At 60.1% G+C, this 23,979-nt stretch carries 20 protein-coding genes; 14 read left to right on the forward strand and 6 right to left on the reverse strand.

Features of this window, described 5'->3' with window-relative positions; genetic code table 11:
* Positions 1-6: 6 nt before the first annotated feature.
* From NBH12_RS03740 to NBH12_RS03775, 8 genes are all read left to right on the forward strand, one after another.
* Entirely contained in the window at positions 7-996 is a 990-nt protein-coding gene (locus NBH12_RS03740) for an ABC transporter permease (protein ID WP_003832644.1), read from the forward strand.
* A gap of 13 nt (positions 997-1,009) precedes the next feature.
* A complete protein-coding gene (locus NBH12_RS03745; RefSeq protein WP_250819185.1) occupies positions 1,010-2,053 on the forward strand; it encodes an ABC transporter permease in 1,044 nt (347 codons plus the stop codon).
* Positions 2,050-2,967, forward strand: coding sequence for an ABC transporter ATP-binding protein (locus NBH12_RS03750; protein ID WP_014483991.1), 918 nt, complete (start codon positions 2,050-2,052; stop codon positions 2,965-2,967). Before NBH12_RS03745 ends, NBH12_RS03750 begins: the two co-directional genes overlap by 4 nt.
* 4 nt (positions 2,968-2,971) lie before the next feature.
* Positions 2,972-3,790 (forward strand): ABC transporter ATP-binding protein, encoded by an 819-nt coding sequence (locus tag NBH12_RS03755; protein WP_032739540.1) that lies wholly within the window; start codon positions 2,972-2,974, stop codon positions 3,788-3,790.
* A gap of 71 nt (positions 3,791-3,861) precedes the next feature.
* Positions 3,862-6,549: a glycoside hydrolase family 2 protein gene (locus NBH12_RS03760; RefSeq protein ID WP_250819186.1), complete on the forward strand. Its 2,688-nt coding sequence runs from the start codon at positions 3,862-3,864 to the stop codon at positions 6,547-6,549.
* Between the two features lie 162 nt (positions 6,550-6,711).
* A complete protein-coding gene (locus NBH12_RS03765) occupies positions 6,712-7,737 on the forward strand; it encodes a LacI family DNA-binding transcriptional regulator (protein ID WP_065454151.1) in 1,026 nt (341 codons plus the stop codon).
* Between the two features lie 349 nt (positions 7,738-8,086).
* Positions 8,087-8,317, forward strand: a complete 231-nt coding sequence (locus tag NBH12_RS03770) for a hypothetical protein (RefSeq protein ID WP_016462385.1) — start codon at positions 8,087-8,089, stop codon at positions 8,315-8,317.
* 46 nt (positions 8,318-8,363) lie between these two features.
* A complete protein-coding gene (locus NBH12_RS03775; protein WP_032739537.1) occupies positions 8,364-9,605 on the forward strand; it encodes an AGE family epimerase/isomerase in 1,242 nt (413 codons plus the stop codon).
* Between the two features lie 397 nt (positions 9,606-10,002).
* Here the strand turns inward: NBH12_RS03775 and NBH12_RS03780 are convergent, their stop codons facing one another.
* Positions 10,003-10,926 carry a LysR family transcriptional regulator gene (locus tag NBH12_RS03780; protein ID WP_032739536.1) on the reverse strand — a complete coding sequence of 308 codons (924 nt, stop codon included), beginning with the start codon at positions 10,924-10,926 and terminating at the stop codon, positions 10,003-10,005.
* Between the two features lie 140 nt (positions 10,927-11,066).
* Here NBH12_RS03780 and NBH12_RS03785 point away from each other — a divergent pair, with 140 nt between their 5' ends.
* A complete protein-coding gene (locus NBH12_RS03785; RefSeq protein ID WP_217296475.1) occupies positions 11,067-12,473 on the forward strand; it encodes an MFS transporter in 1,407 nt (468 codons plus the stop codon).
* Between the two features lie 55 nt (positions 12,474-12,528).
* On the opposite strand, the gene NBH12_RS03790 is transcribed toward NBH12_RS03785, so the two are convergent.
* Complete coding sequence (locus NBH12_RS03790; RefSeq protein WP_003832630.1) at positions 12,529-13,395, reverse strand: LysR family transcriptional regulator; 867 nt, start codon at positions 13,393-13,395, stop codon at positions 12,529-12,531.
* A gap of 282 nt (positions 13,396-13,677) precedes the next feature.
* Between NBH12_RS03790 and NBH12_RS03795 the strand changes: the two genes are divergently transcribed.
* From NBH12_RS03795 to NBH12_RS03805, 3 genes are all read left to right on the forward strand, one after another.
* On the forward strand, positions 13,678-16,182 hold the full coding sequence (locus NBH12_RS03795; RefSeq protein ID WP_003832628.1) for an excinuclease ABC subunit UvrA: 2,505 nt from the start codon (positions 13,678-13,680) through the stop codon (positions 16,180-16,182).
* A gap of 175 nt (positions 16,183-16,357) precedes the next feature.
* A complete protein-coding gene (locus tag NBH12_RS03800) occupies positions 16,358-17,716 on the forward strand; it encodes an MATE family efflux transporter (RefSeq protein ID WP_051994500.1) in 1,359 nt (452 codons plus the stop codon).
* Between the two features lie 16 nt (positions 17,717-17,732).
* Positions 17,733-18,416 (forward strand): endonuclease III domain-containing protein, encoded by a 684-nt coding sequence (locus tag NBH12_RS03805; protein ID WP_176662447.1) that lies wholly within the window; start codon positions 17,733-17,735, stop codon positions 18,414-18,416.
* A 173-nt stretch (positions 18,417-18,589) separates the two neighbouring features.
* Here the strand turns inward: NBH12_RS03805 and NBH12_RS03810 are convergent, their stop codons facing one another.
* A complete protein-coding gene (locus NBH12_RS03810; protein ID WP_032739535.1) occupies positions 18,590-18,790 on the reverse strand; it encodes a hypothetical protein in 201 nt (66 codons plus the stop codon).
* Positions 18,791-18,904: 114 nt separating this feature from the next.
* Here NBH12_RS03810 and NBH12_RS03815 point away from each other — a divergent pair, with 114 nt between their 5' ends.
* Positions 18,905-19,579 (forward strand): sugar O-acetyltransferase, encoded by a 675-nt coding sequence (locus tag NBH12_RS03815; protein ID WP_003832622.1) that lies wholly within the window; start codon positions 18,905-18,907, stop codon positions 19,577-19,579.
* A 9-nt stretch (positions 19,580-19,588) separates the two neighbouring features.
* Here NBH12_RS03815 and NBH12_RS03820 read toward each other — a convergent pair whose 3' ends face one another.
* Positions 19,589-19,852, reverse strand: a complete 264-nt coding sequence (locus tag NBH12_RS03820) for a DapH/DapD/GlmU-related protein (RefSeq protein ID WP_350448190.1) — start codon at positions 19,850-19,852, stop codon at positions 19,589-19,591.
* Positions 19,853-20,020: 168 nt separating this feature from the next.
* Here NBH12_RS03820 and NBH12_RS03825 point away from each other — a divergent pair, with 168 nt between their 5' ends.
* Positions 20,021-21,025: an AEC family transporter gene (locus tag NBH12_RS03825; RefSeq protein WP_250819188.1), complete on the forward strand. Its 1,005-nt coding sequence runs from the start codon at positions 20,021-20,023 to the stop codon at positions 21,023-21,025.
* Positions 21,026-21,056: 31 nt separating this feature from the next.
* Here the strand turns inward: NBH12_RS03825 and NBH12_RS03830 are convergent, their stop codons facing one another.
* Positions 21,057-21,293: a cupin domain-containing protein gene (locus NBH12_RS03830; protein WP_250819189.1), complete on the reverse strand. Its 237-nt coding sequence runs from the start codon at positions 21,291-21,293 to the stop codon at positions 21,057-21,059.
* Between the two features lie 391 nt (positions 21,294-21,684).
* Positions 21,685-23,952: a glycosyltransferase family 2 protein gene (locus NBH12_RS03835; protein ID WP_065465751.1), complete on the reverse strand. Its 2,268-nt coding sequence runs from the start codon at positions 23,950-23,952 to the stop codon at positions 21,685-21,687.
* Positions 23,953-23,979: the final 27 nt, after the last annotated feature.

A 23,979-nucleotide genomic window follows, 5' to 3' on the forward strand; every position in this document is an offset into this window, starting at 1 on the left:
CAAATCATGAAATACGTCTTGAGAAAACTGGGATTTTACCTGATTGCTCTGTGGACCGCGCTCACACTCAACTTCTTCCTGCCGCGCATCATGCCCGGCAATCCCGTCGACCAGCTGATTTCCAAGCTCTCTCAGAAGGGCCAGGTGACTCCGGCCACCCGTCATGCCGTCGAGCTGATGCTTGGTTCCGATTCCTCGGTGCCAATGTGGCAGCAGTACCTCAGCTACTTCGGCAACATCTTCCGCGGGGACCTCGGTGTCTCCGTGACCTACTTCCCGAATTCTGTGTCCTCCGTGATTGGCGACACCCTGCCATGGACGGTCGGTCTGGTGGGCATCTCCACGATTCTCGCCTTCGTGTTCGGCACGATTCTCGGCACGCTCGCCGGATGGAAGCGCGGTTCCTGGATCGACAACCTGATTCCTGTCACCACGCTGTTCCAGTCCATCCCGTACTTCTGGCTCGCGCTGATCCTGCTGTACTTCTTCGGCTTGAAGAACCCGATTTTCCCGCTGTTCGGCGGCTATGACGTCTGGAGCGTGACCCCGGGCTGGAGTTGGGCATTCATCGCCTCGGTGATTAAGTATGGCATGCTACCGGCCATCACCATCGTGCTGTCGTCGGTTGGCGGCTGGATGCTCGGCATGCGCAACATGATGGTCTCCACCCTCTCCGAGGACTACATCCTGACGGCCGAAGCCAAGGGCCTGTCGCGCTTCAAGATCATGACCTCCTACGCGGCTCGCAACGCCATCCTGCCCTCGATTTCCGGCTTTGCGATCTCCCTGGGATTCGTGGTTGCCGGCTCGATCGTTGCCGAATCGGTGTTCTCCTACCCCGGCATCGGCTTCGCGCTGCTCACCGCCGTGCAGAATAACGACTATGCACTCATGCAGGGCATCTTCATGATCATCACCATCTCGGTGCTCGGCGCCAACCTGTTCATGGATCTGATCTACGGCCTGATCGATCCGCGCACCCGGGCTCAGGGCTGAAAGGAAAGGCATCATGTCAACCGCAATATCATCCAAGACGGCCTCGAACCTGACCGAGGCCGAAAAGAAGGAACTACAGGCTCCAAGCGGCAACAAGCGCAAGAGCAAAGCCGACTCGATGCTCCCGCCCATGACTCCAAAGCTGGCCATCGGCCTGACCATCGTCGGCGTCACCGCGTTCTTTGCCATCGTCGTGCCGTTCTTCGTCCAGGACCCGAACAAGGTAAGCGATGTGGGCCTGACCGCCCCCAGCGCTGAACACTGGCTTGGCACCACCCAGACCGGGCAGGACGTGTTCGCCCAGCTGGCCTACGCCTGCCGAGGATCACTGTTCATCGGCGTGACGGTCGGCATCCTGGCCGTGGCCCTCTCCAGCTTCTTCGGCATCCTCGGCGCATACGTCGGCGGTGCCACCGACGAGGCGTTCTCGCTGCTCTCCAACGTGATGCTCGTCATCCCCGGTCTGCCGCTGATGATCGTCATCGCCAGCTACATGCCCAACAAATCCGCGTTCCTTGTGGCCGGCGTGCTGGCCCTGACCTCTTGGGCCGGACCCGCACGAGTGCTGCGTGGCTACACGATGTCCGTGCGTTCGCGTGATTATGTGCTGGCCGCCCGTGTGGCCGGTGAGGAGCCGTGGCGCATCCTGTTCGTCGAGATTTTCCCGAACCTGATTCCGCTGCTCGCATCCCAGGCCATGCAGGCCGTGATTGCCGCAATTCTCGGCGAAGCCGGACTGTCCTATCTGGGCTTGGGCGCCACTGACTCATACACCTGGGGCACCATGCTTTACTACGCTCAGAACGGCATGGCCCTGATCCTCGGCGCATGGTGGTGGTTCGTGCCCTCCGGCCTGTGCATCGCACTGTTCGGCGCGGCGTTGGCCCTCATCAACTTCTCCGTGGACGAGATCGTCAACCCGAAGCTCAAGGCCGCCACCCGCAGCCAGATCAAGAAGTGGAAGCTCGAGGAGAAGGCCGGCAAGGCGAAGTCCGACGCCGCATTCCCCGCAGGCAATGTTGCCCATGTCGCAGCAAAGGAGTCCGTGGCATCATGATTGAAACCATTCAGAACAACGTATTGCCGCCGGTATACGAGCAGGATCCGGTGCTGGAGATTGACGACTTCTGCGTCGAATACCGAGCTGAGAAAACCGTGCAAGCCGTCAAACACGTCAACCTCAAGCTTGGTCGTGGCGAAGTGCTCGGCCTGGCCGGCGAATCCGGTTGCGGCAAGTCCACGTTGGCCTACGGCGTGAACCGTCTACTTAAGCCGCCAGCCGTGGTCACCTCCGGCCGTGTGGTGTTCAACTCGCGCGAAGGTTACCCGATTGATGTGCGTGCGCTGGAAGGCGACGACCTGCGCATGTTCCGTTGGGAGAAGATTTCAATGGTCTTCCAAGGCGCCATGAATTCGCTCAACCCGGTCAAGAAGATCAAGGACCAGTTGGGCGACGTATTCACCACTCATCGCCCGGACATGAGCAAGAAAGAGCGGCTCGACAAATGCGGCGAGCTATTGGAACGCGTGGGTGTGGACCGTAACAGGCTCAACGCCTACCCGCACGAGTTGTCCGGAGGCATGCGCCAGCGCGTGATGATCGCCATGGCAATGGCCCTCGACCCGCAGGTGATGATTATGGACGAGCCGACCACCGCTCTGGACGTGGTGGTGCAGCGCGAGATTCTGCGCGAAATCACCCGCCTGAAGGACGAATTTGGCTTTGCTGTCATCTTCATCACCCATGATCTGCCGTTGCTGCTGGAAATCTCCGACCGCATCGCCGTGATGCGCAAGGGCGAGATTGTCGAGATGAACAATGCGATGGAGCTCTACACCCATCCCCAGAACGAATACACCGCCAAGCTGCTGGACAGCTTCCCGTCGCTCACCGGCGACCGTGGTTCGTTTATTCGCACCGGTTCCGAGGACCTGGCCATGGGTACCTCGCCGTTCGCCACCAAGGAGTGAGATCATGACCACGCTTGAATTGAAGGATGTCACCAAGCAGTTTGACCTGCGCGAAGGCCTGAAAACCACGAAGTTCACGGCCGTCAGCCATGCGAGTTTCATGTTGGAATCCGGTAAGACGGTGGCCTTGGTCGGCCAGTCCGGCTCCGGCAAGTCCACTATCGCCAAGATGATTCTGGGCCTTGAGGTGCCGACCGAGGGGCAGATTCTCATCGACGGCAAGCCGGTGGACCACCACGGACGCAAGGCGGACCACATCTTCCGTAAGACCGTGCAGATGGTGTTCCAGGATCCGTATGCCTCGCTGAACCCATTCCATACGGTCGAACACCACATTGCTCGTCCGATGAAGATCCATCATCCCGGTATGAGCAACGCGGAAGTACACAAACGTGTCATCGAACTGCTCGACCGTGTACGTCTGACCCCCGGCGAGGATTTCGCCTCCCGGTTGCCCGGCGAGCTGTCCGGCGGTCAACGCCAACGTGTGGCCATCGCCCGCGCCCTGGCCCCCGAGCCCAGCATCCTCATCGCCGACGAACCGGTCTCCGCGCTGGACGTCTCGATTCGCCTCGGCGTACTGAACCTGCTGGCTCGCCTGCAGCGCGAGGAAAATCTCGGCGTGCTGTACATCACACACGACATGGCCACCGCCCGCCACTTCTCCGACGAGATCATGGTGATGCGCAAGGGCGAGCTCGTAGAACACGGACCGGCGGACGAGGTGATTCTCCACCCGAAGGAGGAGTACACCAAGACCCTGATCGGAGCTGCCCCCGACCCGGAACGTCGACTCAAGGAACTTGCGGCCGCTGGACGGTAGTCTCCACCGTATTAGCCATTCGTAGGCTCCCCGATTGCCGAGGAGCCTACATGTGAATGTAAGGACTTCTTATGACCACCCACACCACCTACACCCCTCACACCTTCACCCCTCTGAATTCTGGTTGGACGTTCACCGCGTTGAACCCGGAACTCGCGCCTGAGGCCTTACGTGACCGGCTCACTGCCGGCATCCCCGCCACGGTTCCAGGCGAGGCCACCATCGACTTGCTCGATGCTGGACTCATCGAAGATCCCTTCGATGGCGACAACGAGAACAGGCAGCAGTGGATCGGTGACATCGACTGGCGATTCACCTGCGAATTCGACTGGCATAACGACGGCAACGACCGCCATGATCTGGTGGCCTATGGACTCGACACCGTTGCCTATGTGTCGCTCAATGGGCTGATCGTCGGCAATACCCGCAACTTCCACCGCACCTACCGCTGGGATGCGCGCCCCTACCTGCGCGACGGCAAGAACACGCTTTCCGTGGTGTTCATGTCTCCCGTGCGCTTTTCCGATACCGAAGAACAGCGACGTGGCTACTATCCACACACCGAGCATCACGCCTTCAACCAGATTCGTAAGCCCAGCTACTCCTTCGGGTGGGATTGGGGCATCGACGTGGCCAACGCCGGAATCTGGCGTCCGATAGGCCTTGACTCGTGGAACGAGGCCCGCATCGAGTCCGTGCGCCCACTGGTGGATGTCCGCGCGGACGGCACCGGCGTGCTGACTGTGAATGTGGACATCGAGCGTGCCGGTGGTGGTCGCCTGATGTCTCCCGGCGATGTGCACTCTTCTAAGCCGGCTGTGCCGTTCATGGTGCATGTCGGTGGCCATGATGTGAACTTGGAACTGGCCGGCGTCATCGCCCAAGGGTGTAACAGCGGCTCGATTACCGTCGAGATTCCAGACGTGGAACTGTGGTGGCCGCGCGGCTACGGTGACCAGCCGCTGTACGACGTGCAGGTGAGTCTCGGCGAGCATGGCGAGGCACAGTGGGCCGGTGAAGTCGGCTTCCGCACCGTGCGTGTGGACACCGCCGCCGACGAGACCGGACGCCCGTTCCAGATCTACGTCAACGACGTGTCGGTGCATGCGCGCGGCTACAACTGGATTCCCGACTCCGCCTTCATCTCCCAGGTGGACGACGCGCGTTACAGCCGCGGCGTCAACGATCTGGTGGAATCCAACTCGAACATGGTGCGTGTGTGGGGCGGAGGCATCTATGAGGCCGACGAATTCTACGCGATGTGCGACCGTGCCGGCATCATGGTCTGGCAGGACTTCATGCTCGCCTGCGCTGCCTACCCGGAAGACGCCGACACCCGCGCCGAAGTGGAGGCCGAGGCTCGCGAGCAGATCGCGCGCCTGAGTTCCCACGCCAGCCTGACCGTGTGGAACGGCTCCAACGAGAACTATGTGGCCTACTCCGAATGGTGGGGCTACAAGCAGGCCCTGCGCGACGACGACAAGGCACCCAACGCCTACGGCTACGGAGAAAAGGGCTGGGGCGACTACTATTACGCCGATCTCTTCCCGTCCCTGCTGGCCGAACTCGACCCGGTGCACGTCTACCTGCCAAGCTCCCCGATGAGCTTCACCAAGTTCACCGACGCCAACAAGGACATCGACGGAACCATGCACATCTGGGATGTGTGGAACCGTGTGGACTACCGCAAGTACCTCGACTACACGCCGCGCTTCGCCGACGAATTCGGCTACCAGGCGCCGCCCGCGTTCAGCACGCTCACCCGCGTGGTGCATGATGACAAGCTCGAACCGTTCGGCAAGCAGATGCTCGTGCACCAGAAAGCCTCTGGTGGCAACTATAAGCTCGCCCGTGGCATGCGCTCGCATCTGACACCGGGCACCATCGACGAGGTGAGCTACAACGCCGACGGCACCCGCAACTGGCTGATCGACACCGACAACTGGGCCGATATCGAGGACTGGCACTGGGCATGCCAGCTGCAGCAGGCGCAGGCCATCCGCTTCGGCGTGGAGCATATGCGCTCACTGGAACCGGTGAACGCAGGCTCACTGATCTGGCAGCTCAACGACGATTGGCCGGTCGTCTCCTGGGCCGCAGTCGACTACGACGGCCACCGCAAGCCCCTGTGGTACGCCTCCCGCGACTTCTTCGCGCCGCGTCTGGCCACGATTCAGCCTCGCGTCTCCGACAAGGCCCGCGAGGACCTGAGCTGGGAAGGCAACCCCGTCGCCCCTGACCATCTCGAACTGATCGTGCTCAACGACACGCTCGCGCCGTGGGCCGGCACTTGGACGGTGCGCCGCATGACGTTGGCCGGCGAGACGCTCGCCTCGACCTCGTTCGACGTGACTCTCGACGCGGTCGGGCATATCGGATTGCCGCTGCCGGCGGACGTCTCCATGTTCGGCGATGCGACGAACGAGCTTATCGTGGCTACCCCGTCCGACGACGCCTTTGCCCGCGTAATCTACAACGGCACCGACGTCATCGACCAGAAGCTCGAGCCCACGCCGTTCAAGGCGAGTGCGGAGCCGGCGGATGACGGCTATGCTCTGACCGTCACAGCCACGGGTTACGTGCGTGACCTGTTCTGCATGGCCGACAAAGTCGATTCCGCGGCCTCCATCGACGGTGGTCTGGCAACTTTGCTGCCGGGCGAATCGGTGACCTGGCATATCGCCAGCAATGCCACGGTAGACCCGCAAGCGTTCGTTGCGGCAAACGTGTTGCGCTGCGCCAACGACCTGAAGCGCTGAGCGCCATTGGCCTCGCGGATCTGCTGGTCCGGACCGAGTTCATCGGATATCGGTTCGGACCACAGTCGATGCGGCGCTCACGGTCTTGGAAACGCCGGAGTCGGAAATGGTATGGCATGATTAAATGAACTTAACCGTTTGATTTACGTCGTAGGAGGCAGTATGGGTAAGGCCAAGGTCACCATTTCAGACGTCGCGCGGGCGGCCGGCGTCTCCAGCAGTGCCGTCTCGTATGCGCTGAACGACAAGCCCGGCGTCTCCAGCGAGACCCGTGAAAAGGTGTTGCGAGTCGCTGAAACGATGGGGTGGAAGCCGAACAGCGCTGCCAAGGCATTATCCGATGCGAGCACACGGTCGATCGGTCTGGTGCTGAGCATGAATCCCGAGGTGTTCGCCGTGGAGTCGTATGCGATGGCACTCATCGCCGGTCTGGGCACCGAACTGGAAAAGCGCGACTATTCGCTGCTGCTGCGCATCGTGCCGGACACAAGCAGCGCTTTGCGCATCCATCGCAATTGGATTGCTTCCGGCAGCGTGGACGCCGCCTTGGTCACCAATGTGGAAATCGGCGATCCTCGAATCGAGCTGTATAAGGAACATCCCGAATCGCCGGTGTTGGTGATCGCCGACCCATCCGTGACCAAAGGGTTGCCGACGCTGTCGAGTGATGAGGCCCACGGTGCGCGGCAGATTGTCGACTGTCTGCATGAGCTGGGGCACCGGCACATTGCACGTATTGCCGGACCGGAACGCTTTGCGCACACGTTCGTGCGTGACCGTATTTTCAACGAGGAGACCGTGGCGCTGGGCATGCGCTACGATTGCCTGCACTCGGACTACACGCCGGAGCAGGGCGGAGAATGCACCTCCCGCCTGCTTTCATTCCCCGATTCGCCCACGGCGATTGTGTACGACAATGACGTGATGGCCATCGAAGGCATGCGCGTGGCCTTGGAACAGGGGTTGAGTGTGCCGGATGACATCTCCATCGTGTCATGGGACGATTCGTTCATGTGCACCGTTACGACACCGTCCATCACCGCGCTGTGGCGGGATATTCCCCGCTTGGGCAGCCGTGCGGTGCCTATGCTGTTCAAGCAGATTGATGGCGAAAAGGTGTCTAACGCCACCGAATCACCATATGAATTGATGGTGCGTGATTCCGTGGCGCCCCCCCGTGAACGGTGAGTGAACAGGGCAGATGAGCATCGTGGCATTGGGTGACAACTGACGATTTGCATGGGGCAATGGCGTGGTGTCGATGGTGTTCGATGCCGCCAGTGATGCACCAGTGCGTCTGGTTGGTCTCTCTGGCCGCGCATGGCTGAGATCGGCATCGATGTCCTTGATTTTTCAAGCGGTTGCGGAGTCAAGCGATTAAGTTACTTTGACGTACTGTTACATGGCGATACATGACGCTTTGAGCATATTTACGTCATTCTTGGCGTGTCGAGCTAAGCTTAATGTCTTATACTGTACTTAAGCGCTTCAGTTAGGCAACGACGCTAGGTACTGTCAATAATCGAAGGAGACTCTCATGAACACCTACGCAGCTACTGCTTCTACTGCCCATTCCTCGGGAAAGACCGTCGCGAAGGCAGTCGCACTGTTCGCCGTCGGAATCCTTCTCGTCGTTATGGGCACAGCTCTTGCGACAGCGATTCCGGCTATCGCGGAGGGGGTAATCGGGATGACTTCCATTGTCCTTCTCTCGGCAGTGGCTGTCACCACCTATGCCTCTTTGGTATTCGCGGAAATGAACCGATAGATATTGTTCGAGCTCCTTGCTCATAGCACATGAAAGGGTGAAGCAAATGCAGAACGTCGAAGCCAAATATGCGCTCGGTGCGCCGGAAAACAGGGCGTGGCTCAACGAGCAACGCGATAATCTCATGGACTTCGGTCATGCCTTCCCGTCTCCGGGCGGCGGCTCGTATTGGCTGGGCGACGACGGTACGCCATGGAAGGACCGCAACCGCGAGACGTGGATCACCTGCCGTATGACGCACGTGTACTCGCTGGCCGCGTTCGTGGGTCATCCGGGCGCCGGGGCGTTGGTCGACGCCGGCCTGCGCGGCTTGCGTGGCGAGCTGCATGACGACGCGAACGGCGGCTGGTACGCGGCCGTCACCCCCGAGGGCGGCCACGTCGGTACCAAGCAGTGCTACGCCCATGCGTTTGTGCTGCTTGCGTCCTCTTCAGCCACGCTGCTTGGCCGCCCTGGCGCGGCAGAACTGCTGGCCGACGCGCAGGACGTGTTTCTCAATCGTTTCTGGGATGACGAGGTCGGCCTGTCCGTGGACACCTGGAACGAGGACTTCACCGAGCTTGACCCGTATCGTGGCCTCAACGCCAACATGCACTCGGTCGAGGCGTTCCTGGTCGTGTCGGACGTCACCGGCGACGAATCCTGGCGCAAGCGCGCGGGCCGCATCATCGACCATGTAATCGGCTGGTCGGAGAACAACGACTGGCGTATTCCTGAGCATTTCCACGAGGACTGGAGCCTCGATCTCGAATGCAACCGGGACAAGCCGGACGACCAGTTCAAGCCGTACGGCGCCACCCCGGGCCACGGCATCGAATGGGCCCGACTGATCACGCAGTATGCATTGAGCGCTCCCATCGCCGATTCCAAGAAGGCGAAACTGATCGACGTGGCCGAGCACCTGTTCCATCGCGCGGTCGCGGACGGCTGGGACGCCGACGGCGCACCCGGCATCGTCTACACCACTGATTGGGAAGGCAAGCCGGTGGTCCACGACCGTATGCACTGGACGCTCGCCGAGGCCATCAACACCTCCTCGACGCTGGCCCACGTGACCGGCAAGCCCGAATACGCCGAGCGCTACGCCGAGTTCCTGCAGTACGCCGACGAATACGTCATCGACCGCGTCAACGGCTCTTGGTTCCACCAGCTCGACCGCAACAACCGGTTGCTGAACACGGTCTGGCCGGGCAAATCCGACCTGTACCACGCCACCCAGTCGATGATGATCCCGCTCAACGACCCGTCGCTGTCCATCGCGCCGGCCGCCAAGCAGTCCGGCGACTGACCGGGCGTTCCGGTTTCGACTTGTCTTATCGGCATACTTCCTTTTTTCAGTGCCTATAAGACGCCTATAATAAGTGGGGCCACCGTTCGCGTTGAATGGTGGCCTCACTGGTTGCTATGGAGAGGGCTGCTTCTTGGCCTGAGTGAGCTGTGTGGAAAGAGCGATAAGCAACGAGGCGGACACTATGGCGATGGCGCGTATATCCAGGTGCCATATCACGCGATGTGGGGCGGGCATCACGTTCATTTGGGCCGCAACGTCTACATTAATTTCAACTGCACGTTGGTGGATGACGCGCAGATCACTATCGGCGACGGAACGATGATCGCGCCCAACGTGACGATCGTCGCCGCGTCGCACCCGGTATCGCCAAAGCTTGGGGCGGAGGGCTGCGGTATCACATCCTGTCAGCTTGGCATGAAGTGCGGTCGGCAAGGCCGGATAGTTCGGCGATGCGGGAGATGAATGTGTGAATCGCCGGGCTTGCGTCGAGCGGATAGAGCAGTCCGTAGTGCATGATGACCGGTTCGGGCCAGTCCACGGCCACGTTGACGAGCTGCGGGTGAATGCCGGCCCACATGGGTTTGGAGATGAGCAGGTCACCGGATTCGGCACAGTCGTTGAACGTGTCGAGATCGTAGTGGTCGATGTCAATCAGATCGATGGCGGGGTGATGTTCCAAAAGATCCCGGGCCGTGTCGTTGGCGCCGCGATGGCGTTTGAGGATACGGATGCGTGTGCCTTCGAGGTCTTTCAGGGTGAGCCGTGCGCGTCTCGCCAATGCGTGATTGCGTGGCACCGCCACGCACAGCGGCTCGGAATCGAGGGCGAGGGTGTTGCAGGTGTCATCCCAATAGCCGGTGTCGAAGGCCGTGGAGATCAGATCGACGTCTTCGCCGAGATGGGTGATGATGTCGTTGATCGCTTCGGAGTCATCGGGCATCGACACCAGTTCCAGGCGGATGTCGGTGTGTTTGCCAGCGTCGCGCTGCCATAGGTCGAGGATGCGGCGGCCGGGGCGCAGAATGGAAACGCCAAGGCGGACGGTGGCGATGTCGTCGGTGCTGCGCCGTTGCGCACGGCGTAGAATCTCCTCGCATTGGCGCACGATCATCTGCGCGTCCTCGATGAACTCCTTGCCGGCTTTGGTGAGTTGCACGCCACTGCGCGATCGGTCGAACAGCGTCAGACCGTATTCCCTTTCGAACGTATTGACCTGTTTGGCCACCGCCGGCGTGGAAATATGCAGGAGACGACCGGCCTTGGCGAAGCTGCCGGTCTGCGCGGCGGCGATCACCGCATCCAGTCTTCTGTCATACATTACGACCTCCATTAACCAATGGTTTATGAACTGTGAGCCATAAGTATTTGTAAACTGCTGTTTTACTGGTGTCTCAAAGAATATCATAGCTACTGCAATAACCAAACGGAAACATATAAACCAATGGAATATAGGTGAATATGACATCAATCAACGAATCCGCAGCGCTCGGCCTCGTATGCGAAGACGAAGGCCTCGAGCGTGAGGCCCGTCGCGCATCGCGTCGCTCGGCCCGCTACAGCGCAGGGCTGACCACGTTCGCCACGTCGCTGGCGTTCTTCCTGACCGGCATGGACACCATGATCGTCAACGTGGCCCTGCCTACCATCACCGCTGACCTTGGCGGCGACATGGCGTTGCAGCAGTGGATGATCGACGGCTACACGCTGCTGTTCGCCTCGTTGCTGCTGCTTGCCGGTAGCCTGTCCGACAAGTTCGGTGCCAAGCGCATGTTCTTCTTCGGCACGGCGCTGTTCGGTGTGGCCTCGCTGCTGAGCACCTTCGCCTGGACCATGCTGGTGCTCATCGTCGGCCGTTGCCTGATGGGCGTGGCCGCAGCCCTGATTCTGCCGGCGTCGATGGCCTTGATCAATGAGGCCAATCCCGACCCGCGCCGCCGTGCCTTCGCCCTCGGCCTGTGGGGTGCCGGCTCGGCGTCCGCGTCCGCGTTCGGCCCGCTGTTCGGTGGTCTGCTCACGCCGATTCACTGGAGTCTGATCTTTGCGGTCAACGTGCCGTTCTGCCTGATCGTGCTCGCCCTCGCGCCGAAGGTCGCCCCCTCGCCCACCCGTGCCATCTCGTTCGACTGGCTTGGTCAGGCGCTTGCGCTGATCGGCCTCGCCTCGCTGGTGGCCGGCGTCATCGAAATCGGCTCCTTGGGCATCTCCTCGCCGGTGACGCTCGCGATGCTGGCCGTCGGCATCGCCGCACTCGTGCTGTTCGTGCTTGCGCAGGCCAAGGTCAGGCATCCGATGGTGCCGCTGAACCTGTTTCGCAACGACGGCATGCGCATCTCGCTGATTGTGGGCTTCATCATGATTTTCAACTGGTTCGGCATGGTCTTCATCTCCACCCTGTTCCTGCAAAGCGAGCAGGGCATGAGCCCGTTCGCCGCCGGTCTGGTGTTCATCCCCTCCGCGGTGGTCATGGTGGTCACCAACGTGTTCAGCGGGCAGGTCATCAACTCGATGGGCACCCGGTTCACCGTGTCCATCGGACTGATCGCCATGGCCGTCGGCTTCCTTGCCGCGGTGCTGGTGTCGGCTCCGATGCCTGCATGGGTGATCGCCGTCGCTCTGAGCGTCGTCGGCCTTGGCGGCGCGCTGGTCACGCCGGCGCTGTCCGGACTGGTGCTGGTAAGCGTGGAGCAGAGGCAGGCGGGTATCGCCAGCGCGGTGTTCAACACGTTCCGCCAGGTCGGCGGGGCGATCGGCGTGGTCGCCACCTTCATGCCCTCGCTTGACGGCTCCCTGCGTGCCGTGTTCGTCGCGGCCGCCGTGCTGCTCGTCGCCGCATTCGCCTACGCCCGGCTGCGCTGGGCTGAGTAGAGGAATCCGGCACCACGCTTCGATTCCGTGTGAGAATATCCTCGGACCGTATGCTTCAGTCCAGCAGGAATCGGGCGAATTCCGCGGCGGCCGGCGAGGTCGCGGCCTGTTTCTTCCAGACGATGGCCGAGCCGGTCTGCAATGCGGGGGAGAGCGGAACGGCTCGGACGCCGGGATAGCACATGCCTAAATCGAGGCCTAGGAAAAGACCCAATCCGTTGGTCACCATGACGACGGCGTTGTTTGTCAGCGAGCAGTAGCCTGCGATGTTCGCCCTCGCCTGATCGGCGTACTGCCCGAACCAGTTCAGCAGCAGATTGTGCACAGGCGTACGCACTGGGAAGAGCAACGGGGCATCCTTGAGATTCTGTGGTGTCAACGATTCGCGCTCTGCCAACGGGTGGCTTTCGGGAACCATCGCGACCCAGCGCTCCGTGGTGCCGGTACGCAGGAATTCATACTGGCTGACGTCCGCCGGATCGGTAAGCAAGCCGAAATCCATGAGGCCTTGCTCGATCTGCTCCTGGATGATGTCCGACGTGGTGCTGATCACCCGGAATCGCACGCCGGGATGGATTTCGCGGAATGCGGCCATGCGCTGAGACAGCAATGTCATGCCGCGTACTTCGCCGCAGCCCACGGCGATTTCGCCGCTGAGCTCGCTGTCTGACTGCTTCAATTCGAATTCGGTTTTGTCCGCCAACGAGACGATGGTCTGCGCACGCTCGCGCAGCAGCCGGCCCTCTTCGGTGAGCGTGATGGTATGGCTGCCGCGTTCGAACAGCGTGACGCCCAACTCCTCTTCCAACTGTTTGAGCTGGCGGGAGAGTGTCGGCTGGGAAATACGCAGCAGTTGCGCGGCCCACGTGATATTGCCTTCTTCGGCGACCGCCAGAAAATATCGCAGGACTCGTAGTTCCATCCTCGGGGCTCCTTCGGTGTGGACGGACTTCTATTGCCATTATGCCCGCCGTCCGTGAACTCATCATGCTAAACGCGGATAGTCTCGGTAATGACGCGGCGAACAGCATGCGAGAAGCGGTGCTCAATAGCGAAAGCCTCTCGGCTGCCGTCGTTGGTCGTGATGATACTGGAGACCATGAAGCTCGTGCGGCGGCGGTCTAGGGCGAGGTCGAGAAAGAGGTAACGGTGTGACGCTTGATAATAGGTCAGACAGTAAGGTGGTGGCGGAGCAGTGCCGAGCATGACCAACAATCAACGGCCACAGGCAATCGAAGTGCGCGGGGCGCGCGTACATAACCTGAAGAACGTCGACATCGACATTCCGCTGGGCGAACTGGTGGGAGTGGCCGGCGTCTCCGGTTCTGGCAAAAGTTCGCTGGCGCTCGGCGTACTGTATGCGGAAGGCTCGCGGCGCTATCTGGAAGCGCTGTCCACGTACACGCGCCGCCGCCTGACTCAAGCCAACCGCGCCCAAGTGGACGAAGTGCTGCATGTGCCGGCCGCGCTGGCCCTGCACCAGCGGCCCACCGTGCCCGGTATCCGTTCGACGTTCGGCACGATGACCGAACTGCTCAATAGTCTGCGACTCCTGTTCTCCCGCGTGGGCTCGCACGTGTGCCCGCATTGCGGGGCGCGCAACGAACCGACGCTCAACGTGGCGGCCGGCCTGCCCATCACCTGCGCGCAATGCGGTAAAGAATTCCATGCGCCCGGTGCCGAAGCACTCGCCTTCAACTCGGCCGGTGCCTGCCCGACCTGCTCTGGAACCGGCATCGTGCGCGAAGTGAACCGCGCGGCTTTGGTCCCGGATGAATCGAAAAGCATCGACGACGGCGCGGTGCTGCCGTGGGGCTCGCTCATGTGGGACCTCATGAAGCAGGTGTGCGGCGCAATGGGCGTGCGCACCAACGTGCCGTTCAGCGAGCTCACGCCCGAGGAGCGCGACATCGTATTCAATGGGCCGGCCGTCAAAAAGCACATCCTTTATAAGCCGAAGAAAGGCGACGATTTCGCCGAACTCGACTTCACCTACTTCAACGCCGTGTACACGGTGGAGAATGCGCTCGCCAAGGCCAAGGACGAGAAAGGTCTGAAGCGCGTGGCCCGGTTTCTCAAGGAGGGGCCATGCGCCGATTGCGGCGGCACTCGACTGAGCGTTGCCGCCCGAGCCCCGCATGTGCGCGGGCTGAACTTGGCCGAAGCCAGTGCGATGACCTTGGCTGCGGCGGTGGATTGGGTGCGCGGAGTGCCGGAATCCCTGCCCGCCGACATGCATCCGGTGGCCACCAATATCTGCGAATCGTTCCTGGATGTGGCCCGACGGCTGCTGGATCTGGGCCTCGGCTATCTGGCGCTTGATCGCGCCGGCGCCACGCTTTCGACCGGCGAACGCCAGCGTGTGCAGCTCGCCCGAGCCGTGCGCAACCGCACCACTGGCGTGCTGTATGTGCTTGATGAGCCATCCATCGGCCTGCATCCCTCGAACGTGGACGGACTGCTCGGCGTGATGCATGATTTGGTGGCGGATGGCAATTCCGTGGTGGTCGTGGACCATGACGTGCGCGTGCTCAAAGCCGCCGACCATCTCATCGAAATGGGGCCGGTTGCCGGTGCCGAAGGCGGACACGTGATCGCGCAAGGCACGGTCGGCGAGGTGGCAGTGAATCCAAGTAGTCGTATTGCGCCGTTCTTGGCCGATAATGTGAGCGCGCGCATCCGTGAGCGCGTGGCGGAACCGCAGGTGTTCGACCTTGGCCACATCCGCATGACAACCAGCCAGCTGCATACGGTCAAGCCGCTGGACGTTGATATTCCGCGCGGCCGGCTCGTGGCGGTGACAGGCGTCTCCGGCTCCGGTAAAACCACGATGGTGCTCGAATCGCTGATTCCCGCGCTCAAAGCGCAGGCGGCGGGGGAGCAGTTGCCGGAACATGTGCGTGAACTTGAGGCCGAGGGCATCCATCGTGCGAATCTCATCGACGCCACGCCGATTGGCGCAAACGTGCGCTCCACCGTGGCCACCTATGCCGATATTCACGACGAACTGCGCCGCGCCTTCGCCCGATGCGATGCGGCCAAGACGGGCGGCTGGAAGGCCGGCGATTTCTCGTACAACACTGGACGGCTGCGTTGCCCCACGTGCGACGGCACCGGTTCGATCTCACTCGACGTGCAGTTCCTGCCGGACGTGACCATCGAATGCCCGGACTGCGGCGGTTCCCGGTATGCGTCTGAAGCCGGCGCGATTCGGCGTGCGGTTAAGGGAGAATCTCACCTTTCACTGAGTCTGCCCCAACTCATGGCAATGAGCGTGGATCAGGCATTGGCCGTGACCCACGACCTCAAGAAGGTCCACGCACGTCTGACCACCTTGCATGATTTGGGTCTTGGGTATCTGACACTCGGCGAACCGACGCCGGCGCTTTCGGGCGGCGAAGCCCAGCGGTTGAAGCTCGCCAGCGAAATGGGCAAAGCCCAATCGGACGCGGTATTCGTGTTCGATGAGCCGACCATCGGTCTCCACCCGCTCGACGTGCGTGTGCTGCTGGGCGTGTTCGACCGGCTTGTGGCGAGCGGCGCAACAGTCGTGGTCATCGAACATGACCTTGACGTGATCGCCAATGCGGACTGGATCATCGACATGGGTCCGGGCGGCGGCGAAAGCGGCGGACGCATCGTCGCCACCGGAACGCCGGAACAGGTCGCGGCCAACCCAAGCAGCATTACTGGGCGGTATTTAGGGTAAGGCTCAACGGACATCTTTACCACGGCGCTTTTTAGGAATATGGCATGAGCCGGTGTGGGCGTGGCACGGGCTGTGGCTTTATCTTTTCTTTGGCTCACTCCCGAGAATGACATGTTAACCCGTATGGCGGTCACGCGCATTCGCATAGGGCAAGGCGCGAGTAGGATAACCGTCCGTGGTTCAGGTTCATGGCATGAGACGCGCAAGCGCGGACGCGAAATATCAGCAGATGACCGGGCAGCCGGTCAAACCGCTGATCCTCAAACTATGCCTGCCGGCCGTCATCTCCAATCTGGTGACCACTGCCTACAATCTCACGGACACGTTCTTTATTGGCCAGCTCGGCACCGCGCAGTCCGGTGCCATCGGCATCGCGTTCTCCATCATGACCGTGATGCAGGCGCTCGGCTTCTTCTTCGGCAACGGCGCGGGCAATTCGATGAGTCGCGAACTTGGTAAGCAGAACAACGAACGTGCCTCCCGACTGTTGGCCGTGGGCTTCGCGGGCGCGGTGATTTCCGGTTTGGTAATTGCCGCGATCGGGCTGCTGATACTGCGGCCGTTGGTCGTCATGCTGGGTTCGACCTCCACGATCGCCCCATACGCCGTGCAATATCTGACACCGCTGCTGGTCGCCGCACCCTGCGTATGCGGTTCGTTTGCGCTCAACGGATTGCTGCGATACCAAGGCCAGTCGGCATTCGGCATGATCGGGCTGGTGTCGGGCGCACTGCTGAATTTCCTGCTCGCGCCATTATTCATTTTCGTGGCCGGCCTGGGTATTTTCGGTGCCGGCCTCGCCACCGCCATCTGCCAGACGGTGAGTTTCGCGATTCTGACCACAATGAGCCGCAAATTCGGCGTGATGAAACTGTCCCTGCGCAATTGCAAGCCGGATGTGCTGCTCATGCGCGAAGTGGCCGGCGGCGGCCTGCCCTCGCTGATCCGCCAAGGCGCCGGCTCGATTTCCGTGACCTGCGTGAACATCGCCGCCAATCCGTTCGGCGACGCGGCCATCGCCGGCATGGCCATTGTGATGCGCATCATGTTGGGCGCCAACTCGGTGATCGTCGGCCTCGGCCAAGGTTTCCAACCGGTGTGCGGCTACAACTACGGTGCCGGCCTGTTCGCGCGCGTCAAAGAAGGGTACTGGTTCTGCGTGCGGCTCGCCACCTGCGTGCTCGGGGCGTTGGCGGTGTTGCTGTGGGTGTTCGCACCGCAACTGGTCGAGATCTTCCGCTCCGACCCGGCCGTGGTCGCGGTGGGTGTGGCCGCGCTGCATATCCAATGCTGCACGGTGATTCTCAACGGCTTCAACATGATGGGCAATATGATGACCCAGACCATGGGCCGCACCGGCATCGCCTCATTCCTGGCCCTGTGCCGACAAGGTCTGTTTTTGGCACCGATCGTACTGATTCTGCCGATGACGTTCGGCGTGCTCGGCGTGGAAATGGCACAATCGGTGTCCGACGTGCTGACATTCCTAGTCACTATCCCGTTCATGCGGCGAATCCTGCATGAATTGCGGTGAATGGTAGATGGCAACTATGAATAATCGAAGTGCAAAGCGGGTGCCGAGCGTTCCTTCTCCCGCGTATATCGAATCGCTGTACCGCACCATGGCTGCCGCCCTTGGCCCGACCGGATGGTGGCCGGCTGAAACCACATTCGAGATTATGGTGGGCGCGGTGCTGACGCAGAATACGGCGTGGGGCAATGTGAATCGTTCGCTTGCGGCGTTGAACGTGGAGGGTGTGCTCGAACCCCATAAGCTGGCGATTATGGGGCTAGCGCATCTGCAGGAACTTATTCGCCCATCCGGCTTTTATGTCAACAAATCCAAGACGGTACAGTCACTGAGCCGATGGTATGTGGAGCGTTGCGGAGCCTCACCTGAGGGCGCGGCAGATATTCCCGACGCCGAATTGCGGACCGAGTTGCTCGGATTATTCGGTATCGGGGGCGAAACGGCCGACGACCTGATGCTATATGTGTTTTCGCGCCGCACATTCGTGGCCGATACTTATGCTCGCCGACTATTCGCCTTCCTTGGATTCGACGTGCCGGCCGGCTATCCGGCATTCCACAGGGCCTATTCGCCCGTGGTGCTGGATACGAGCCTCAGTGTCAAGGATTTGCAGGAATTCCATGGGCTCATTGACGAGTTAGGCAAGGCCTACCGCGACGACGCGGCCAAAAGCGAGTCCTTTTTGGGTGGATGGAGGGCTTGACTGCACGGCGAATCGTTCTCAATAAGAAAAGTGTGAGGCCCGCACGGTGCCAATCGCACATCTGAATCCAAGAAATGGCTGTTTGATGCTATTCCCGCGAATGTGCGATTGATTGATATTGTGCGTTTGCCTCACACTTTTCTTATTGAGAATGATTCGCTGCGATATGCCGCTTACTTGACAACCTTAAAACCGCCGGTCCATGGGGTCTGATTGGTGACGCCTTCAGCCGCTGCTGCTGCGGTCTTGTCCGGGTTGCGGTCGATGACCTGCACGGTGGCGCCAGCCTTGACGGTGATGCCTGTGACGCCGGCAATCCGCTCTCCATCGAGCAGATCGACGACCCCTATCGCCGCGGCACCATCGCCGTGCACGATGCCGAAATTGCCGCCGAGCTCGACTGGCTGCGCTCAATGCTGGGTGTTGAAAACGAGTCTGTGACAGAATAGTTCGACCGACACAATCGCCAAAACGCCGAACAGGAGCCAATGATGACCGAAGACAAGCCGATCGCCAAGCCGATTATCGATGATGCGACGCGCGAGAAAATGGCGCTTATGTTCTCCGGCGAGGTCTACCTGCCGGATGATGTGGACGGCTTTTTTGATCTGCAGGCCGCCCAACGCGATCTCCAGCTTGAACTCAACGCCACACCGCTGACCAATCCGAAACGCCGCACCGAACTCATGCAGGTGTTCTTCGGCGCCGCGGGGGAGGGCCTGTACCTCGAATGCCCGGTGTATGCGAACTGGGGCTGCAATACCTATTGGGGTGAGCGTTGCTACGCCAACTTCAACCTGACGCTGGTGGACGATGGTGAGATCTTCATCGGATCCCACACCATGATCGGCCCCAACGTCACGCTTGTGGCCACCGGCCATCCCGTGCGTCCGGACCTGCGCTATCAGGGTGCCCAGTATTCGCTGCCAGTCCACATCGGTGAAAACGTCTGGATTGGCGCGAACGTGACCGTACTGCCCGGAGCCACTATTGGAGACAACGCGGTCATTGGCGCCAACTCGCTGGTCACCAAGGACATCCCCGCCAACACGGTCGCCTACGGCAGCCCGTGCAAGGTAATTCGCGAAATCAACGAACGCGACGACGTCTACTACTGGCGCGACCGTCAATTCAGTGAGCGTTTTAAGGTCAAAGAGCAGTAGCGCGAAAGCTCACTCCCACACGTCGAGCTTGCGGTCTTTGTAGAAACACTCGCGGTCCTTGTCGCCGATTTCGCGTGCGACTTCGCAAGGTGCGCCGTAAGCGACCGAGTTGGCGGGGATGGAATGCGCCGCGACTGAACCGGCGCCGATCACGCAATTGTCGCCGATGGTGACTCCCGGCAGAATCGACACATTGGCGCCGACCCACACGTTGCGCCCGAGTGTCACCGGAATGCAATACGTGTAATGGTGCTCGCGCAGCACCGGCAACACGGGGTGGCCGGCGGCGCATTAGCACGGGGAACGGTTGAACGAGAAGTGGATTGGCATGTGGTGGTATCGAACATACTGATGCGTGTGCCGCCGAGCCTGTCCAGATGGCTGCCTATATGAACCAGTGACAGGAAATCACGGGGGAGGGAACGAGCGAGAGGAGCGTGCATGGGACAGTTTGGCGTCATGATTGGTCAGTTGGTCGGATTCCTGATCATGCTGATGGTCGGGTATGGATGTGTGAGACTCCGGTTCTATGGCCAGACGGCGCTGGACGGCATGTGCTCGCTGCTGCTCAATGTGCTCATCCCTGTGCTCGTGTTCTCGAACGCCGTCGACGGTGCGGACCGCGCGCAGCTTGCCGCCAACTGGGGCGTGATGCTGCTGACCGCCGTGATGTATGCGCTGCTCATCCTGGTGTTCTGGCTGGTCGCCAAGCTGTTGAGGCTCAAAGGTTCGCGTGGCCATGTGTTTCAGGCATCGCTGATTTTCGGCAACGCCGGATTCATCGGCATTCCGTTGATCATGGCACTTTGGCCGCAGAACGGCGCGATTTACGTGGCCTTGATGTCGATCATCGACCAGACATTGCTGTGGACGTACGGTGTATGGCTATGTGAGCCGGTTGCTGAAGCGGCAGGCGATGCCGCAAGCGACTATTCTCCGGCGGTCACCCGCCCCTCATTCGGCATCCGTGTACTCGGCCTGCTTAAACGATTCGTCAACCCCGCCTTCATCGGCGTGATGCTCGCCCTGATTCTGATTCTGCTTGGCGTCAAGGTGCCGGACATCATCCTCAAGCCGCTGCACACCATCGGCAATATGGCCACGCCGATGTCGCTGATCTACTTGGGTGGCCTGTTCGCGCTGACCAAGTGGTGGGGCGTCCTCAAACGCTACGAACTCTATGTTGGCCTAGTCGCCAAGATGATCGCATTCCCGCTCGCTTTCTATACGCTGCTGACCGCGTTGGCCAGCGCGCTGCCGCAGCTGCCCATCACTCACGACATGATTCTGATGATTACCGTGATCGCCGGCCTGCCGACCATGACCACCATCGCCATGTTCACCGGCCGCAAGAACAACATGCCCGACTATGCGGTCGGCTTCGTGCTCGTAAGCACGCTGTTCTCGCTGGCCTCGCTGACGATCGTGTCGGCGGTCGTGTTCTAGTGCGCCGCGCATAGGCACATAACAGCTTTCATCACATACTCTTTGCGGCCTCATCAATGCAGCGCAGCGCGTCGTATTCGGCTTCGACCGGCTCTAGCCATTCGTTCGAAGCGCCGTCCACCACATTCATAATGGCGATATGCGCGAAATCGGAATCCGGCGCGGCCCCGTGCCAGTGCTTGGTCTCCGGCACCACGTACACCACGTCGCCGGGGTTGAGCTCGACCGGCTCCTTGCCCCACTCCTGGTAGTAGCCGCGCCCGCCCACAGCAGAGAGAAGAAGGGTTCAGTTATGGGGTTCATCAGGAACCTCGCCAGCCGCCGTAACTGCTGACATGCTCCATATAACCGCCCAAGTCATGGAGGAATGATGCGTGTTCCTGTCAATTCGTTGGGAAAAATGTATCGGACATGTAAGCAGACATGCACAAATGCGAATTCCGCCGCAAGCGGCCGGCGCATCTCTCCAACCACCGTCAGCGGATATATCGACGAAATGATCCGCAATTATCTGCTTTTCGAAGCAACCGGCTGTTGAGCGGATGCGCAGAACGTTCGCACGATAATCGGCGTGGCAACGCCGTGATATCTAAACCCGTCTGCACAACCCGAAAAAAGACCGCAAATCACGGATTGTGCAGACAGCCGCGGGGAGCATGCTATAACGGGCGGGACTCGTAAATCATTTGGCGATCGCCGAAATAGAGGGCGTCACGCCAGGAGGCCCTCTTGTGGGCCGCCTCCTGCTGCGGCTCCTTGATCGGCACGAAAAACCAGCGAATCAGGCCGAGCACCATGTCTTGCACGGAATGCCAGATGCCGATATATGCGGTCAGCGCCCAGAATGTCACGATCGCATTGAATCCGGCGAACACCGCGTTACCCCAATTATGCGAAAACGTATCGGCATAGAACACCATGCACGAATAAATAATGATCACCCACGGCATCGTCACATACAATGCCGGAGACGCAGTACGATTATTGACCTTCGGCGTACGCGCGAACGGAATCTTCGTGTTCGTCATGCCCTGCTGAATCGACTTGAGCGTACCGGAAAGATTCACCGTCAACAGCACGATATTGAAACCGTAAATACGGAAAATATCAGAACGCTTATACCCGTTACGTTTCAAATCACTCGACATGGTGGCAAAATACGGCAACGAAGCGAGCACCACCCACGGGCTCAGCAACCGCTGATCGAACGGATACGCCAACAGGAACATCAAGCCGAAACTCGACCATGCGATGGATGCCATGTAGTTCACGCGCAACGCCCACTCGCCCAGCTTCACATCATTGCCCTGCTGATGCCGGGCATGCACAATGCGGAAGAATTTGCCGATGATTAGCAGACCACCGTTCGCCCAACGTCGCCGCTGCACCACCAGCGAGCCGAAATCCGGAGGCGTGGCACTATAACTCAACCGCTCCGGATAATTAACCAAATGCCAGCCGAAATAGCCCAAATCAATGCTGGATTCGGTGTCTTCAATCACCGTGCGATCCTGAATATACGTTTTCACCGTGCGCGTGCCCTCAGTTGAGACCACGCAAATGTCGTCAAGCGCGGCCTTGCGAATCACCGCGTTCGCGCCCACCCAGAACGTGGCATCATAGTACGTCATGCCCTGATGCAGCATGTGCTGAATGTCGGTGGTGGCGGCCGCTATGCGTTCGATTCGCGTCGGCGCACCACGATACGAGGAATACGGGGTTTGAATCACGGCCATACGCTCGTTGCCCGGCTGTTCCATCTGGTACGCCAAACGCAGGCAGTAATCGCGCAGCAGCATGGAATCGGCATCCAATGTCAGCACATATTCGGAATCGCGCATCACGAAATCCGGAGATTCGTCCTCGCGCACGTCACGCAAAATCACGCCATCCGACGTTTCCACACGCTTCAACGAGTGGCCCATCAACCCGATGAACGAATTCAGATTCATGGCCTTGTTGCCTTCGCGAGAAGTCGATGCGTACAGTTTGCGTTCGAAAGACCATCCTTTTGCGGTGAAGATACGCACCAAACGTTCGTACAGTTGCAGAATGCGATTCGCGTCGACATGCTGCTGCAAAGTGATTGATTCGTTCAACGCCTGTTCCGTCAAACGCAAGTCTCGCGCAAGACCGCGCAATACCTGATCGCAGAAGAAATCGTCGGTATGATCTTCGATCAGCCAAGTATCGGCCTTATGTTCCAGCCATTGCGCGGCCGCACGATAGTCTTCCGCACAGTGTGCGACCACACTACGTCTTGCGCTCACCTGGTTGGCGAGCGCCGCAGCGGTTTCATCTCGCGCTTTCGTGAAGCGTTCGGCTGGCGCCGCCAATTCGGCGAGCACTTTTGGCATGAGTTCACGGCTTGCTTTGAGGATCGCACGCGCTTCGTCATTTTTGGGATGTGGAGGATCGTCGATTAAGAGCACGACTGCCAAATCGGGAAATTCTTGCAATGCGGCTGACCAGATCGTTTTTTCGACGACTTTTGGCTGTTCCACATACGACGGAATCAGTACGGTGATGCCTTTGCCGTAGTTGTGTGCGAAATGGTCATCGAGCATCGCTCGAGGCACACGCTCATGCCGGATGAAGCGGTATAGCGCCCCTTGCCGTGTGGTCAAGTAGACGAGCGCACTGAAAATCAGCGTGGTCACAATCGTCATGTACAGCACGCCTTCAACCACGAAACGTAATGTGAGTGAGGGATTGTTGACGAACAACGACAGAATCATCGTGATCATGTAGACAAGCCATGAAATAACCGTGCATGCAATCGCAACATAGCCGAGCACAACTCGCGTCGGCGAAGGCTTGTCATGCATAATCGCAAGTGGTTGCGTGGAGGTTTCCGCTCCCCATTGATGCTTGCGATCGCCGCCTTTATTACCCCCTGTTTTTGCCACCTCAAACCCCCTTTGCATCGTCAACAACGCCTCACCGGCGCAAAA

Source organism: Bifidobacterium sp. M3-N-101, from assembly GCF_023656805.1.
Taxonomy (GTDB): Bacteria; Actinomycetota; Actinomycetes; order Actinomycetales; family Bifidobacteriaceae; genus Bifidobacterium; species Bifidobacterium breve.

Bases quoted from the DNA above. Each gene is read 5' to 3' on its own strand.
- NBH12_RS03760 (WP_250819186.1), top strand. From the start codon at position 3,862: ATGACCACCCACACCACCTACACCCCTCACACCTTCACCCCTCTGAAT.
- NBH12_RS03740 (WP_003832644.1), top strand. From the start codon at position 7: ATGAAATACGTCTTGAGAAAACTGGGATTTTACCTGATTGCTCTGTGG.
- NBH12_RS03805 (WP_176662447.1), top strand. From the start codon at position 17,733: ATGAATAATCGAAGTGCAAAGCGGGTGCCGAGCGTTCCTTCTCCCGCG.
- NBH12_RS03780 (WP_032739536.1), bottom strand. From the start codon at position 10,926: ATGTATGACAGAAGACTGGATGCGGTGATCGCCGCCGCGCAGACCGGC.
- NBH12_RS03750 (WP_014483991.1), top strand. From the start codon at position 2,050: ATGATTGAAACCATTCAGAACAACGTATTGCCGCCGGTATACGAGCAG.
- NBH12_RS03785 (WP_217296475.1), top strand. From the start codon at position 11,067: ATGACATCAATCAACGAATCCGCAGCGCTCGGCCTCGTATGCGAAGAC.
- NBH12_RS03755 (WP_032739540.1), top strand. From the start codon at position 2,972: ATGACCACGCTTGAATTGAAGGATGTCACCAAGCAGTTTGACCTGCGC.
- NBH12_RS03790 (WP_003832630.1), bottom strand. From the start codon at position 13,395: ATGGAACTACGAGTCCTGCGATATTTTCTGGCGGTCGCCGAAGAAGGC.
- NBH12_RS03765 (WP_065454151.1), top strand. From the start codon at position 6,712: ATGGGTAAGGCCAAGGTCACCATTTCAGACGTCGCGCGGGCGGCCGGC.
- NBH12_RS03775 (WP_032739537.1), top strand. From the start codon at position 8,364: ATGCAGAACGTCGAAGCCAAATATGCGCTCGGTGCGCCGGAAAACAGG.
- NBH12_RS03770 (WP_016462385.1), top strand. From the start codon at position 8,087: ATGAACACCTACGCAGCTACTGCTTCTACTGCCCATTCCTCGGGAAAG.
- NBH12_RS03825 (WP_250819188.1), top strand. From the start codon at position 20,021: ATGGGACAGTTTGGCGTCATGATTGGTCAGTTGGTCGGATTCCTGATC.
- NBH12_RS03835 (WP_065465751.1), bottom strand. From the start codon at position 23,952: ATGCAAAGGGGGTTTGAGGTGGCAAAAACAGGGGGTAATAAAGGCGGC.
- NBH12_RS03795 (WP_003832628.1), top strand. From the start codon at position 13,678: ATGACCAACAATCAACGGCCACAGGCAATCGAAGTGCGCGGGGCGCGC.
- NBH12_RS03815 (WP_003832622.1), top strand. From the start codon at position 18,905: ATGATGACCGAAGACAAGCCGATCGCCAAGCCGATTATCGATGATGCG.
- NBH12_RS03745 (WP_250819185.1), top strand. From the start codon at position 1,010: ATGTCAACCGCAATATCATCCAAGACGGCCTCGAACCTGACCGAGGCC.